Source organism: Caldococcus noboribetus (genome assembly GCF_055389385.1).
This window is the reverse complement of record NZ_AP042475.1, coordinates 112675-126235: the sequence shown is the minus strand read 5'-3', so window position 1 is coordinate 126235 and position 13561 is coordinate 112675. Positions and strand designations below refer to the sequence as shown.

15 protein-coding genes are annotated in these 13561 nt (G+C 60.9%); 7 read left to right on the top strand and 8 right to left on the bottom strand.

What is annotated here, in order from left to right:
- Positions 1-38 precede the first annotated feature (38 nt).
- From ACZ5GQ_RS00660 to ACZ5GQ_RS00645, 4 genes are read left to right on the top strand one after another with little or no spacing between them, the layout of a single operon-like run.
- Positions 39-317 carry a lipoate protein ligase C-terminal domain-containing protein gene (locus ACZ5GQ_RS00660; RefSeq protein ID WP_498856748.1) on the top strand — a complete coding sequence of 93 codons (279 nt, stop codon included), beginning with the start codon at positions 39-41 and terminating at the stop codon, positions 315-317.
- On the top strand, positions 307-852 hold the full coding sequence (locus ACZ5GQ_RS00655; protein WP_498856747.1) for a lipoate--protein ligase family protein: 546 nt from the start codon (positions 307-309) through the stop codon (positions 850-852). Before ACZ5GQ_RS00660 ends, ACZ5GQ_RS00655 begins: the two co-directional genes overlap by 11 nt.
- Entirely contained in the window at positions 827-1126 is a 300-nt protein-coding gene (locus tag ACZ5GQ_RS00650) for a hypothetical protein (RefSeq protein WP_498856746.1), read from the top strand. The genes ACZ5GQ_RS00655 and ACZ5GQ_RS00650 overlap by 26 nt, the downstream gene beginning before the upstream one ends.
- A 58-nt stretch (positions 1127-1184) precedes the next feature.
- Positions 1185-1610 (top strand): CBS domain-containing protein, encoded by a 426-nt coding sequence (locus tag ACZ5GQ_RS00645; RefSeq protein ID WP_498856745.1) that lies wholly within the window; start codon positions 1185-1187, stop codon positions 1608-1610.
- A gap of 3 nt (positions 1611-1613) precedes the next feature.
- Here the strand turns inward: ACZ5GQ_RS00645 and ACZ5GQ_RS00640 are convergent, their stop codons facing one another.
- The 6 genes from ACZ5GQ_RS00640 to ACZ5GQ_RS00615 form a co-directional block, all read right to left on the bottom strand.
- Complete coding sequence (locus ACZ5GQ_RS00640) at positions 1614-2177, bottom strand: DUF998 domain-containing protein (RefSeq protein ID WP_498856744.1); 564 nt, start codon at positions 2175-2177, stop codon at positions 1614-1616.
- Between the two features lie 39 nt (positions 2178-2216).
- Positions 2217-5003, bottom strand: coding sequence for a RecQ family ATP-dependent DNA helicase (locus ACZ5GQ_RS00635; RefSeq protein ID WP_498856743.1), 2787 nt, complete (start codon positions 5001-5003; stop codon positions 2217-2219).
- Positions 4982-6247: a hypothetical protein gene (locus tag ACZ5GQ_RS00630; protein WP_498856742.1), complete on the bottom strand. Its 1266-nt coding sequence runs from the start codon at positions 6245-6247 to the stop codon at positions 4982-4984. The genes ACZ5GQ_RS00635 and ACZ5GQ_RS00630 overlap by 22 nt, the downstream gene beginning before the upstream one ends.
- 69 nt (positions 6248-6316) lie before the next feature.
- Positions 6317-7243 carry a transcription initiation factor IIB family protein gene (locus ACZ5GQ_RS00625; protein ID WP_498856741.1) on the bottom strand — a complete coding sequence of 309 codons (927 nt, stop codon included), beginning with the start codon at positions 7241-7243 and terminating at the stop codon, positions 6317-6319.
- A gap of 6 nt (positions 7244-7249) precedes the next feature.
- Positions 7250-7555 carry an H/ACA ribonucleoprotein complex subunit GAR1 gene (locus ACZ5GQ_RS00620; RefSeq protein ID WP_498856740.1) on the bottom strand — a complete coding sequence of 102 codons (306 nt, stop codon included), beginning with the start codon at positions 7553-7555 and terminating at the stop codon, positions 7250-7252.
- A 147-nt stretch (positions 7556-7702) separates the two neighbouring features.
- The gene (locus ACZ5GQ_RS00615) at positions 7703-8383 is read right to left on the bottom strand and encodes an MBL fold metallo-hydrolase (protein ID WP_498856739.1); all 681 of its coding nucleotides are present in this window, start codon (positions 8381-8383) and stop codon (positions 7703-7705) included.
- A gap of 136 nt (positions 8384-8519) precedes the next feature.
- On the opposite strand from ACZ5GQ_RS00615, the gene ACZ5GQ_RS00610 reads away from it, so the two are divergent.
- Together ACZ5GQ_RS00610 and ACZ5GQ_RS00605 are read left to right on the top strand one after the other, a co-directional pair.
- A complete protein-coding gene (locus ACZ5GQ_RS00610) occupies positions 8520-9689 on the top strand; it encodes an MFS transporter (protein WP_498856738.1) in 1170 nt (389 codons plus the stop codon).
- A gap of 49 nt (positions 9690-9738) precedes the next feature.
- Positions 9739-10419, top strand: coding sequence for a dolichol kinase (locus tag ACZ5GQ_RS00605; RefSeq protein ID WP_498856737.1), 681 nt, complete (start codon positions 9739-9741; stop codon positions 10417-10419).
- On the opposite strand, the gene ACZ5GQ_RS00600 is transcribed toward ACZ5GQ_RS00605, so the two are convergent.
- Positions 10398-12077: an MFS transporter gene (locus tag ACZ5GQ_RS00600; RefSeq protein ID WP_498856736.1), complete on the bottom strand. Its 1680-nt coding sequence runs from the start codon at positions 12075-12077 to the stop codon at positions 10398-10400. The genes ACZ5GQ_RS00605 and ACZ5GQ_RS00600 overlap by 22 nt on opposite strands.
- Positions 12078-12240: 163 nt before the next feature.
- On the opposite strand from ACZ5GQ_RS00600, the gene ACZ5GQ_RS00595 reads away from it, so the two are divergent.
- On the top strand, positions 12241-12984 hold the full coding sequence (locus ACZ5GQ_RS00595) for a DUF72 domain-containing protein (RefSeq protein ID WP_498857415.1): 744 nt from the start codon (positions 12241-12243) through the stop codon (positions 12982-12984).
- On the opposite strand, the gene pgsA is transcribed toward ACZ5GQ_RS00595, so the two are convergent.
- Positions 12981-13559, bottom strand: a complete 579-nt coding sequence (pgsA, locus tag ACZ5GQ_RS00590; RefSeq protein WP_498856735.1) for a CDP-alcohol phosphatidyltransferase family protein — start codon at positions 13557-13559, stop codon at positions 12981-12983. The genes ACZ5GQ_RS00595 and pgsA overlap by 4 nt on opposite strands.
- Between the last annotated feature and the right edge of the window lie 2 nt (positions 13560-13561).

The following is a 13561-nucleotide window of genomic DNA, read 5'->3' as shown; positions in this document are numbered from 1 at the left end:
TTTCTTTTCCCCACACGCCCGAGGGCGCGGGGTCCTTAGTGGGCACGTGCGAGGTTAAGGCTAAGAAGGGCCTCATAAGGGTCTCCTCCGAAGTGGTCGGAGGGGTAATAGCTAGGGTCAGCATAACCGGTGACTTCATGGTTATCCCGGAGGACAAGGTCTTCGAGCTAGAGGAGAGCCTCGTTAACGTAAGGTTTGACCGGGACGAGGTCCTAGATACCGTCAGGAGGGTGCTCCGGAGCTCAAGCCTGGTGGGCTGCTCCGAGGAGGACTTCGTTGACGCCATAATGTGCTCGGGTGAGGGGGATGCAGCTTAGGGTGCTGCTCTACGAGACCCCTGACGACCCCTACATGAACTTGGCCTTCGAGGAGGCCCTGCCAAGGGCGAGGGGCTGTGGCATCTCCCCTGACACCCTGAGGCTTTGGAGGAACCGCAGGGCTGTCGTAATAGGCTACTTCCAGAGGGCCGAGGAGGAGGTGAACCTGGACGAGGCCGAAAGGCGGGGCATAAAGGTGGTCAGGAGGTTCACCGGTGGAGGGGCCGCGTACCATGACCTAGGCAACATAAACTACGCGCTGTCGCTATCCCTGAGCGAGAGGAACGTTGGAAACCCGGTGGACTTCATATTCACGGAGCTCATAAGGGCCCCCGTGGAGGCGCTCAGGTCCCTGGGCCTCGACGCCTCGGTGCAGAACGTCAACGACATAATTGTTGACAACAGGAAGGTGAGCGGCACGGCGGCCACTGTGTCCTGGGGCTCCATATTCTTCCACGGCGCTGATGCTGGTGAACGCCGATCTGAGCTCCCTGGCCTCGGTGCTCAAGGTGTCCCTCAAGAAGCTCATAGATAAAGGGGTCTCAAGCGTCAAGTACAGGGTCACGAACCTGGCCACCCTGAGGCCTGGGACCACCGTTAACGAGGTCGCTGAGGCCCTCGCCAGCTCGTTTGCAAAGATTCTTGGCTATGACGGCGTCAGGTATGATATGCCCACGTCGGAGGAGCTTGAGATGGCCGAGGTTCTCTACGCTTACAAGTACTCTGACAGGTCGTGGAACATGGACAGGGCGCCCCACAGGCAGTTCAGGAGGGCCGAGGAGGAGCTCATGAGGATATGTAGGAGGTAACGTATCATATGTGCTAAGCTGAGCGCTTAAAATCCCCACTGTATAAACACTAACTAAGGTGAGATCCTTGAGCGTCTGGACCTCAAAGGTAGGTGATGTCGCGAGGAAGAGCGTAGTGTCCGCGACACCAGATACTACGCTTGCGGAGGCCGCGAGGCTCATGTATACCAACGGTACCGGCAGCGTAGTTGTTGTGTCGCCAGAGGGGAAGGTTATAGGCATCTTCACCGAGAGGGACCTGAGCAGGGTGGTAGCTGACAGGGTCAGCTACGACTCGAGGCTCGGCGACATAATGACCAAGGACCCAGTGACCGTGAGGGACGACGAGCCAGTGACTAAGGCTGTCGAGCTGCTCTCCACTCACAAGATAAGGCACCTACCGGTGGTTGACAAGGAGGGGAGGCTCGTAGGTATAATAACTGCCAGGGACATAGTTGACATAACTGAGAGGTACCTGGCGTCGACAGGCTTCATTTCTGAGTGATTTTCAGCTTTTAGCTAGCTCCATGTCCTGCAGGTCAAGGGTCATAAGCGCCACGAAGAGGTCTATGAGCACTATGCCATATGCCTCGAGGGTGGCCGCCGAGGGCCACTTGAAGGCCACAGCCCCCACAGGCCCGATGACCCCAATGGCCACCTCCGCGGCCCCCCTCCTGGCCCTGCCCGCGACCAGGGAGCCCGTGCCCCACACTATGGAGGTCATGTCCATCTGCGCAAAGAACCACTGCGAGACGAACACGTGAGGGTAGGTGCCCTCGTGGAACACGCCTATCAGGGCAAGGAACAGGCCGGCAATTATCATAAATGAGGCGCCCACGACCTCGAGCTTCCCGCCGCTGACGTTGACAGCGTGTGAGGCGAAGGCTACTATCAGGGCGCCGACCGCTATGAGCCCATAGTTGTAGAGCCACGGGTCAGCTGCCCTGGGGCCTCCCAGGTCGCTGAAGGCATTCTTAGTGAACACGAACCATGGGTTGATGGAAACGCAAGCAATTATGATAGCCCACGCGGCCACGGCGGCCACGAGGCCTAGGTAGTTGAGGGCCCGCAAGCAAAGCCCCCGTAGGTTAAGGAACCCAGGGGCTAAAATCTAAGCCTTTGACCTGGCGTAGAGGTAGAAGCTGGCATATGGGTAGCCGTGGACTAGCTTAATGACGTCGTTAACCCTCTCGCTGTCCTTGGCCACCACCACGACGTAGCCCATGTTCATGGCCTTCTCAAGCTCGCCCTTCCTGGCCAGGGACGCCAACCTCCTGTAATAACTTGGCGACACGGAGGGTGACCTGCCCGTGAGCTTGAGGTACTTTGCGGAGACCAGAGGAGCGGCGGTGGGGGAGGCGCCTATTACCACGGAGCCCTCGCCGACGAGCTCCTCGACCTCTATGGCGTCCTTTACGGCGCGGTCAACGCACTCATCCACAGTGTCGCACCTGACTACCTTGCCCATCCTTACGCCCCCCAGAGGGGGCCTGACGCCCCTGACGAGGAGCTCATCTATGGCGCTCTTCATCTGGGAGTCCGCCAGCTGCTGCCCTCCCCTTGCCCTGGCCGCTACGGCCGCCTCAAGCAGGTCGGAGAGCTCCTTGGCCTTCCTGCTCTCCCTTAAGGAGAGCCAGAGCGATATGGCGTAAAGCTCAGGGTCAAGGTACTTCCTTGGCCTTCTCCAGCCAGAGGCCACGGAGACCAGGGCCACGAGGCCGTCATAACTTACTGACCTGCACCCCTCCTGCGCCCTCAGCCCTATGGAGGCGTCGTTGTCGCATATGTTAAAGTAGACCCTGCGGCCCTCAAGTCCCTTCACGGCCCTTGATATGCAGGTGCCGTCGCTCATTGGTATGCACCACCCCGCCTCCTCCTCAACCTTCTCCCTCGGCAGGTCGTAGGCCACCAGGGGCCCCCTGACGACCTCGTAGTCCACGAGGCCCGCCACCCTCAGCACGTCAAGGTACTTTACGAGCCCCCACTCGCCCTCCCTACCCTTGATGGGAATTGGGATGACCCCGTCCCTGTACTTGACGTACTGCATGGCGTCAGCTATCAGCTGCAGGGTCCTGTACACGCTGAGGGGCCTTATGGCCTCCCCCTTGGCCATGGCTGACTGCACGCTCGCGTCGGAGGGGTTGTAGAGTATGATGGCCCTAGCCGGCTTCCCGTCCCTCCCAGCCCTGCCTATCTCCTGGTAAAGGTCCTCGACGCTGCTGCTTGGCGCGGCGTGAAGGGTCCACCTTATGTTGGGTATGTCAACGCCCATGCCGAACGCCTTGGTGGCCACCACTATCCTTGGCCCCCTGCCCGTGCGGGAGGACCTCACGATCTCCTCCTCAACGCGCCTCCTCTCGGAGTCGCTCAGCTGGCCGTGGTACACTGCTACGTCCTCATTGAGCCTCTTGCTCAGGAACTTGGCCACCTCCTCGGCGTTAAGCCAGGGTCTTGAGTCGCTCTGGACGAAGGGGACGAACACTATCCCAATCCAGGGCTCTCCAAGGGAGTCCGCCCACCTGGTCAGCTCCTCCGCGTGAGTTGCTATGTCCTCAAGCCTGTCGGGGCCGTCCCTGGCGGGCACCACGTCAATTGATATCTCAGGCCTCACCGAGGGGGCCCTCAGGACCATAGGCCTGCCTGAGTAGCTGACCTCGGCGGTCTCGGGGCCCAGGGATATCCGGCGCTCCTCGTAGTCCTGGTAGCCGAGCTCGCCCAGGACGTCCCTGACCACGTCGGAGGGCGCTGATGCCGTGAGGGCTACTATCGGGGGCCACCCGGCCGAGGCCCTCTCCTTGAGCTGCCTGGCGACGTAAAGGTAGCTAGGCCTGAAGCTGAGCCCCCACCGCGAGAGGGCGTGGGCCTCGTCAAGGACCACGAGGCTCGCCTCGCCAGAGGTTGAGACCAGCTCCGAGGCTGGCCCCGAGCTGAAGCCCTCTGGCGTCACGTAGACGAGGTCCAGGAGCCCCTCCCTCGCCGCCGCTATTATCTCTCTCTTCCTTGACGGCGGCACGCTGGAGTCTATGTAGGCGGCCCTGAGCCCTCTAGACCTGGCGTTCTTAACCTGGTCATGCATGAGCGCCCTCAGGGGACTTATCACTATGGCTGTCGACCCCAGCCCCAGGTCCTCGAAGGCCTTCGCAGTGGCCTGGAATATGGCGCTCTTCCCAGCCCCGGTTGGCAGTATGACCATGAGCGCCGAGGCCCTGCCCGAGGAGGCCATCTGGGCCAGCACCCTCACGGCAAGCCTTTGGTATGGCCTCAGGCTCAGGTTCGCGCCCCACAGCCTCTTGAAGGCGCTCTCCGTCTCATCCATAATATCGGCGTCGCTGATCTCCAGGCCCGCCTCAGGCCTAGCAGGGGCCACCAGCTCTATGTCATCCCTCCTCTCGGCCTCGGCCTGGAGGGCCCTGCTTACTGCTAGGCCCCCGTTCTTGGCCACGAGCTCTATAACCATGTCAACAAGCTTGTCGTGGACCCCGTAGGCTGTGTCCTCAGGCTCAGCCTGGATTATCCTTTCAGGGAACACTACAATGGAGCGGTCAGCCACTCCCCCGGCCTCAGGCATAGCCAGATAGTCATCCCATGATATGAAGCCCAGGCCTCCCCTGGAGAACCAGAGGTCTATGGTGTCAGCTGTTATGAACGTGCCCCCATGGGCGCTGGCCGCTGCCCTGGCCAGGGTCCTTGTTGGGACTATTATTAATGGCCTTGAGGCCCCTGAGGCCATGGCTACTGCAGATGATATGGCCTCCGAGGCCCCCCTAAGGCCGCCCGCAATGGGCTCGCCGTAGGCCTTCACCCTGCCCCTGCTAGGGGCCTCCAGGCCGAGGGCCTCGGCGAGCCTCTGAGGTACGTACGTGTTGGCCGTGAACCTTATGTTCTTGCGCCGGGGCACCTCACCCTGAGCTTCCTAAGGAGCTCCTCCTCGTCAGCCGGGGGCCTCAAGGAGAGGCAGTCGCCGGAGGCGCGGGCGCAGTCAAGCAGCGCTTCTATGTCTCCGAGGCACGCCAGGTCCCACGGCTCAACCTGGCTGCCAGGCCTTGGGCCCGCGGCCGTCTGGACCAGGGAGGCCGTTATGGCTTTAGCCATTGCCCTGCCCTCTTCGCCCTCAAGGCTTAGGAGGCGGATGGCCCTCAGGGGGTCGCCTCCCCTCGAGGCCAGCGCCTTGATTACGACGGCTGCCATGTAGTCGTCCTGAGGGGCCCGCGCGGGGTTGACAGAGAAAGGCCTCCACAGCGGCATGTAAGCCCTTGGCCTGTCGGTTACAACCACGGAGCGCTGCTCCTTGACGCCGCGCTGTCCCACGACGGAGCTCACCAGGTCCCTGTACTTGACTATTTCAGAGGCTTCCCTCACGTCCTCGGGCACCCTGCCCCAGTCAACTCCAACCCTGTTAAGCACGTCGACGGAGCTCTCGACAGCTGCAAGGACCACGGCTGAGGGAGGAAGCATGGGGTTAACCCCAAGGTTGTAGGCTATTGAGGCCAGCGAGGGCCTCACGTCAGGGTAGGCAAGCCTGACGAGCCTCTTCGCGTTTACAGCGCCCCTGAGGCCGCAGTCGCCCCAGCTTATGATGAGCTTTGCCCCCGAGAGCCCAGCTATGGAGTTCATGACCTCCTCTGGCGGCGGGGACCTCCACGAGCTCCCGGGCGGCGGCACCTCGGCGACCACGCCGTCTACCATGACTTCCCTGTAACTGCCCTCGCACACCGCAACCATGACCTTTGAGGCGCCGGAGAGCCTGGGCTGCTCCTGAAGCAGCCTTGAGGCCTCAGCCTCCCACTTGGAGAGCGCCAGGCCAAGCGAGTAGGCCCTTGCCCTGCGCAGGGCCGTTGAGGGCACGGAGCAGCCCCTTGATGCCATGTATATGACGTCCTCATAGAGCCCGAGGGAGATAAGCGACTCGGCCAGCCTCTCCGAGCCCTTGGGGCATGACTTCAGGGACCTAACTATTGCTGAGACCTGCTGCCTGCTTATGCCGAGGGACTCGGCCGAGGAGGCTATGTCAACTATGCTGTCAGGGTTCACCTTCAGCCTCAGGTAGGTGAGGAGCCTTGGGAGCAGCCTCCTCCTGTACGCCACGTAAGCTGCAGCGCCGGCCGCGGCCGCTGCGCCCGCTGCAAGGACGGCTTCCTGCAACCCCAGCTCTCCTGGCTCCTCTGGAGCAGGGATCGCTTAAGGGAAGGAGAGCTCAAAAGCTAAAAAGGCTCAGACGTCGACTACAACTACCATGTTATCCATCAGGAACCTGTAGAGCTTCCTCACCGTGGACTCCTTTATGCCCACCACCTTGGCCACGTCGCTCTGGCTGACTTCATAACCATTGAGCCTTGCCACAAGGTAGACGGCGGCCGCCGCCAGGGCCTCTGGCTTCTTGCCATAGGGCGTCTTGCCGGCTGAGCTCAGGGACTTCCTTATGAAGTTCAGCGAGTCCTGCACCACGGCCTGGGGCAGCGACAAGCTCGACGCTATCCTATTAATGTACGTGAAGGACCTCTCCAGCACCCTGTCGCGGCCCTCGGAGGCCACCGCGACCTTAAGCATGTCAAGGGCGCCGACCTCGTTGAGCTTCTTGAGGCCGTCCCACAGGTCGTTGTCGTCTATCTCAAAGAAGTTCTCGATCTCGCCCTTTGATATGCTTAGGTTGTAGACCTCTACTACCTTCTCCAGGGCCGCGGCCACCACCTTGTTCACATCCCTGCCTATGGACTTCTTGGCCCTCTCGGCGTAGGCGTGAAGCACCTGCCCCAGAGCCTCCTTGGCGCTGTCGCTAAGCTCAAAGGCGCTTGCTGCCCTCTTGGCTATGGAGAACATGTTGACCAGGGGCGCCTCGCCCTTTAGAAGCGGGTGGGAACTGCCTATCCTCAGCCTCAGGTTCCTGACCCTCATCAGGGGAGACCTTGACCTCGCGGGGCTCATCCTCAAGTTGCCTATGCCTAGGTCGTGCATCAGTGCGTCGTTAGAGTACGACGCCCTCTCGATGCCCTTCACGCTGCCGTTGCCGAGGGACCTCCACTCAGGGCCGTCGCTGAGCTCGTTGTCGCTGTATATGTAGCCGCAGTTAGGGCACACGAGGATACCATTATCATCAACAAGCTTGGAGCCGCACCTGGGACACGTGACCGGGGTAACCACCTTAGATCACCTCCTCCTATGATGGCCCCTCCTCCTGGGGGGCGAGAATATGAGGAAGAGCTCGTCTCCCTCCTTGACCGAGGCGCCCGGGCTCAGCTTAACCAGCAGGTATGGCGAGTTGACGTTTCCTATTATGTCGGCGGCTGACCCAACTAGCCTACGCTCGGAGTTAACCACAGGAGCCCCTTGCCTGAACTTCCTGACGTCCATGTCAGTCCTGATCACCGCCAGGCCGCCGACTATGCCTGAGACCTTACCTATCCTTAGGACCTCCCGGCGCCTCCCTCCATGGGCCCTCCCAGCGGATGCCAAGGTTAGGTGTTGCGCTCCCTATAAGAAAACCTGGCAGGCACCGCGCTCCTTGCCCCCAAGATGTGGGAAAGGCTCTGCCTGAAGTGGGGCGTTAGGCGCTCACCTAAAGCAGAAAAGATAGTAAACCGAGACAAACCTTAAAATTCCTCACAGGAGCTCCTCCAGGTCCTGCCTGGCCCTCGCAGAGGCGTCCCCTACTAAGGGCTCGCCGTGCCCCGGCAGCAGGACCTTGAAGTCCAGTGACAGCAGCCTCCTCACGGACTCCCTGGCCCTGTTCATGTCAGCGGTGAACAGCGGCGGTGGGCCCTGGACCCTGCCCTCGCGGAAGTTAAGGTTGTCGCCGGCGAACAGGTGCTCCCCGTCATAGAGTGCTATGGAGCCCGGCGTGTGCCCGGGGGAGTGGATCACCCTGAGCCCATAGACGCAGTCACCGTCATTGAGCAGGACGTCGGGCTTGACGGGCTTAAACCAGCGGTAGGCCTCAGCGGCCTCCCTCGGGGCCTCCTTGGGGAGCTGGGGAGGCACCAGTCCCTCAAGTATTGGGGCGTCATCCTTATGTATGTATATTTTGGCTCCCGTGGCCGAGCGAAGGGCGTTGGCGCTGCCGGAGTGATCCAGGTGGTAGTGGGTTAAAACTATGGCCTTGACCTGGGAGGGGCTGAAGCCCAGAGACCTTATGGAGCCAAGCACGTCATCTTCCTTGCCTGGAATACCGGTGTCTATTATAACGAGGCCGTCATGCTGGACATAAAGGTATATGTTGCCGTTAGTCTCCGCCACGGGTATCCTGTAGACCCTGCCCGTTACTTTAAGGAGCACGACCCTCACCGATTAGGTGGGCTTGAGGATGTAAAGTTTTAAATAAAACTCGGTATACCTGAAGCCTTCAGCCGTGGGGGTTCCTGGCTGGGGCGGGTCTGACCCTCTTAACTCCAACGCTCATTATGCTCCGCCGGGAGTACGTGTGTGGTACTGGCTGGGGGTCACGTACATAGCGGCGCTCTCGATAGTCGACTTCATGATGTTCAACTACATAGGCTTCAGGACGGACGTGTCGGATATAGACTACGGCATAATCGGCGCGGCCTGGAGCGCCGTGTTCATAGTGTCCAGCGAGTTCCTCGGCAGGCTCGCTGACAGGGGTGACTACCGCAGGCTTACAGCAATTTCCCTCGTGACTATAGCTGTGGCCTCCCTGCTCTTCGGCCTCGCGAAGGGCGTTGAGCTTATGGCAATAGCCTATATGTTCCACGCCGTCGCCACGGCTGCAGCGAACCTGGGGTTCTCGGCGGGCATGTTTGAGCTGTCCCCAGACACGGAGTGGGAGGCAAAGGCCTCAGGCCAGAGGCTGGGGCTCTTTGGCATAAAGGGCGTCGGGCTGCTGGCCCTGTCCTTCATGGTGCCCTTCATACCCCTCATGGGGCTGGCCGTGGGGGTAGGCGTAGCCTCCCTCGCCGTTGGGCTGGCCTTTATATCATTTCTCCCCTCAGGCTGGCCTCCATTTGAGAGGAAGCTCCACGGGCTCATGCTAAGGCTTGAGGGCTTCGGCCTCTACGCCACCGCGGTGGGGTCCTTCGTGTACGGCAAGTACGGGCTCCTCTACAACATCTCCAGGTCTGTTGAGAGGGGCTCAGGGTCCTCAATGGGGGTCGCGGTGTCAGCCATGCTAACCACGTTCGTCGGCGACTACTACCTGACGGCGCTGCCCCTCATGCTTAGGTACGTGAGCCTGGGCCTCAGGGCCTACATGGTGGCCTTTGCCGTCGCGGGCCTCTCGGCGGCAGCGGCGTTGGCCCTGGTCCAGGGCACGAGCTCCAGGTCGCTGGCGGCGGCCGGCATAGCGGCGAGGGGGCTCTGGGCCATAGTTGCCATAAGGTTCATAGACTCCCTGGCCGGCATAGTGGCCTACATAGTGGTGCTGGTGGCCCTCTTCAGCGTCCTTGACTTGTCGCTCTACAGGATATACATAGGGATAACGGGGGGCTACAGGGTGCACGGCTACATGATGTTAAGGGAGCTGGGCTCCCTGGTGGGCTCCCTGGCAGGGGGGCTGGCGCTCTACCTTGGCCCAGTAGCCTTCACTGCGACCCCCGCTGCGGTGACCGCGGCGGCCGTGGTGGCGGCCATAATTTAGCCTCGGGCAAGCGTTTTAATTCTCGCGTAGCACTAAAGCCAGCGAGAGCATGTTATCCATAGCGCTTCAGCTGGCCGTGACGCTAGCCCTAGCCCTGTGGGTCGGCGCCGTGGTCCTCTACATATCAAAGGCCGTGTACGGGCTTTCCGCCTCTCATGGACTTGGGGACCACATATCAAGGTACATGGCTAGGAAGTCAATACACATACTGGGCGGCGGCCTGGTGGCCGCGCTGGTGCCCTTTGTCTACACCCAGCCCTGGATGGCGTTCGCCTCAGCCATGGCCCTGACGGGCTACATCCTGTACAGGAGGAAGAAGGGGCTAATGGCGTGGTTCCAGGAGCCTGACAACGCCTACGAGGCTCACTTCACCATCATGTGGGGCCTGGTCATACTGGCCTCCTGGTTCTTCGACCCAAGCATGGTGATTGGGGCCGTCTCCGCGCTCTTCATGTCAGTAGGCGACGGCATAACGGGCGTCGTGAGGGGCCTCAGGAGGGTCAGGGGCAAGGCCTGGTCGGGGACCATAGCTATGATCATAGTGTCGTCCCTCATAGGGGGCTACTTCCTGGGCCTTGAGGGCGTTGTAGCCGGCGTGGCCGCCTCCTTTGTGGAGAGGATAAACGGGGTAGACGATAACATCACTGTGCCCCTCGTCTCCTTTGTTCTGCTCCTGGCAATGAGGTACCTGCTCCCGCCAGGCCTGGCTCACTTCCCTCCCAGGCTCTGAGGGGCGGTCCTGCCCCTCAGGGCTGAGGCCACGGCTGCCACCACGACTATTATACTTGATATCAGCAGGGTGAACCTGAGCGCGTACATGAACGGGGGAGCTATAACGTGGGGGAACCAGGTGTTGCTCATCACCTCCTTGACGCCCGAGGGGTCCCCGGACTCTATGCTGCTTACCACCCCCTGCGGCAGGTCCTGAAGGACCACCTGCATGGGGTTATAGCCAAGGAAGGCCGCGAAGAGGGCAGCCGTGGGCGGCATCCTGGAGACCTCTAGGGCCAGGGCCTGCGGGAAGCCGGCGCTCACAAGGGACGAGTATATTGCTGAGGGCAGCTTGGCCTCAAAGGCGCTGAGCAGCAGGGAGAAGTACAAGGCTATGCTCACAGTGTTTGCCATGCTTGTCATAACTGACCTCATGCCTGAGGCCACGCCCCTGTGCTCCGGCGGCACGGCGTTCATTATTGATGCCGTGTTCGGGGCCACAAACATGCCGTTCCCGACGCCAACAGCGAATATCATCAGGGCGAAGGGCAGGTAAGAGAAGTTGTACCTGAGCGTCATCATTGCCATCATGGCTGCGAACGCTATCAGCATGCCCCCTGTGGCCAGCTCCCTGGCGCCGTACTTGTCAGAGAGGGCCCCGCTCAGGGGCCCGAGGGCGACGAAGCCGAAGAGCATAGGCATCATGTATATGCCTGCCCAGAACGGCGTCGAGCTGTAGCTGTAGCCGTGGAGTGGGAGCCAGATACCCTGAAGCATTATGGTGAGCGTTATCATGAGGCCCCCGAGGGCGAGGCCCGCCAGGAGCGCCGCAAATATCCCGGCCGAGAACTGCCTTGACCTGAAGAGCTCGAGCCTGAACATGGGGTACTGGACCCTCATCTCTATGAGAGGGAACACTGCGAGCACAGCGGCCCCGGCGCTCATCAGCGCTAACACCCTGGGGCTGTTCCAGCCCATGGCCTCCCCGCGGTAGGGCTCCAGGGCATAAGTTATGCCTGCCAGCAGGAGCACCAGGCCCCCTATGAAGGCCAGGTTGCCTGCTATGTCCACTTTCTCCTCTCTCCTTGGCGTGGAGAGCTCCCTGAGCTTGAGGTAGGACCAGGCGGTTCCCGCGACCCCGAAGGGGACGCTTATTATGAACACCAGCCTCCAGTTGATAGTGGCCAGCACGCCGCCGAGCACCAGGCCAACGAGGTTGCCAACCATGCCGGCCACCTGGTTTATGCCGAGCGCCCTGCCCCTCTCAGTTATAGGGAAGGCGTCTGTTATCAGGGCGGCGCTGTTAGCCATCAGCAGAGCGGCCCCGACGGCCTGGACCATCCTGAAGGCGACCAGCTCGCCAGCGGCTAACGTGCCCTTGCCTGGGGTTATTGAGAGGAGCACGGAGCCCACGGTGAATATGACGAAGCCAAGCCTGTAGAGCCTGACCCTGCCGTACATGTCAGAGAGCCTGCCGAAGGAGACGACCAACGATGAGGAGACGACGCCGTAGCCCATGAGCAGCCAGAGCAGGTAGTCGAAGGAGCTCGGGGCCAGAGGGTTAAGCTGGATACCCCTGAATATGGCAGGAAGTGATATTATAAGCACCGAGGAGTTTATCATAGCCATGAGTATGCCGAGCGTCGTGTTGGTGAGCACGGTCCACTTGTACTCCATGGGCTCACCCCCTATATCAGTTACCTGAGTATCGGTTACTGAGCTATTAAAAGTTGCTTAACTCTAAGCTTAAAAACATTACCTATTAGCGGAGAACCTAACAAGAGCTCCTGGGGTCTACGGGCTTAAACTTCGGCCTGGGCAGGCATTCCGGGGGTAAACCCTGCTGCTGGTTGGCTGCTGCGGCTGGTGCGTTGGGAGGCAGAGGTACTACGCTAGCTTCAACGTGGTTGAGCTACAGGACACCTTCTATGACATGCCTGACGAGGGAAGGCTGAGGTCCCTGAGGGGCGAGGCGCCGGAGGGCTTCAGGTTTGCCATGAAGGCGTGGCAGGCGGTCACCCACCCTCCCGGGGGACCCACGTGGAGGAGGGCAAGGCACAGGGTGCCCGAGGAGCTGGCCGACCGTTACGGCAACCTCAGGACAACTAAGGAGAACCTGGAGGCATGGGAAGTCGTCGCCAGGGCCGCGAGGGCCCTCGGGGCCTCAGTGGTCGTGGTCCAGACCCCTCCGAGCTTTGGGGCCTCCGACGATAACGTGAGGCAGGCAGCCGAGTTCTTCAGGACTGTGGCCACGAGGGACTTTATAATAGGGTGGGAGCCCAGGGGCACGTGGCGCTCAAGGCCTGACCTCATAGCCAAGGTAATAGGGGACCTTGAGGGAGTCATACATATAGTTGACCCGTTCAGGGCCGACCCTGCCGTTGAGAGGCCGGTGGCATACTTCAGGCTTCATGGCATAGGGGGCAGGGAGGTCAACTACAGGTACAGGTACACGGACGGGGACCTGGAAAGCCTCTGCAACAAGGTCAGGGAACTCAAGGAGGCCAGGGACATTTACGTTATGTTTAACAACGTCTTCATGAAGGACGACGCCTCCCGCTTCAGGTCGCTGTGCACGGCCTAGCCTATTGAGCGCTTAACGTGAACAGACCTCTGGACCACGGTGGCCGCGGCCAGCACTGCCACTATGGCCATTATTACGTTGTCTACGAGCAGCTGCCTAAGGAGGAGCAGCAGCGACATTATGAAGAGGATTATCAGCCTCTCGCTCCTCTCGACGAGGCCGACACCCTCCATCTTAACGTTGAGCAGCTCCCCCTTGGCCCTGGCGTAGCTCACCATGAGCGAGAAGGCCAGCGCCATCATAGTTATATACTGGTTTACTCCAGCTAAGGCCATGGCGAGGAACAGGAAGGCGTCGCTCACCCTGTCGGTCATCGAATCCAGGTACGACCCGAACGCCGTGGTCCTCCCGGAGGCCCTGGCGACGGCACCGTCAAGGACGTCCATGAGGCCAGCCAGCAGTATTAAGAGCGGCAACAACGCGACCTTGCCCAGGTAGACGGCGAGCGGTGCCAGGGCAGAGAGGGCGAGGCCCGCGTAGGTGAGCTCGTTGGGCGTCACGCCAGCCCTGTAAAGCGTCTTGCCCACTGTGTTTGGCGCCACGGAGTTGATGAACTTCCTCAGCCTGCCAAGCAAGC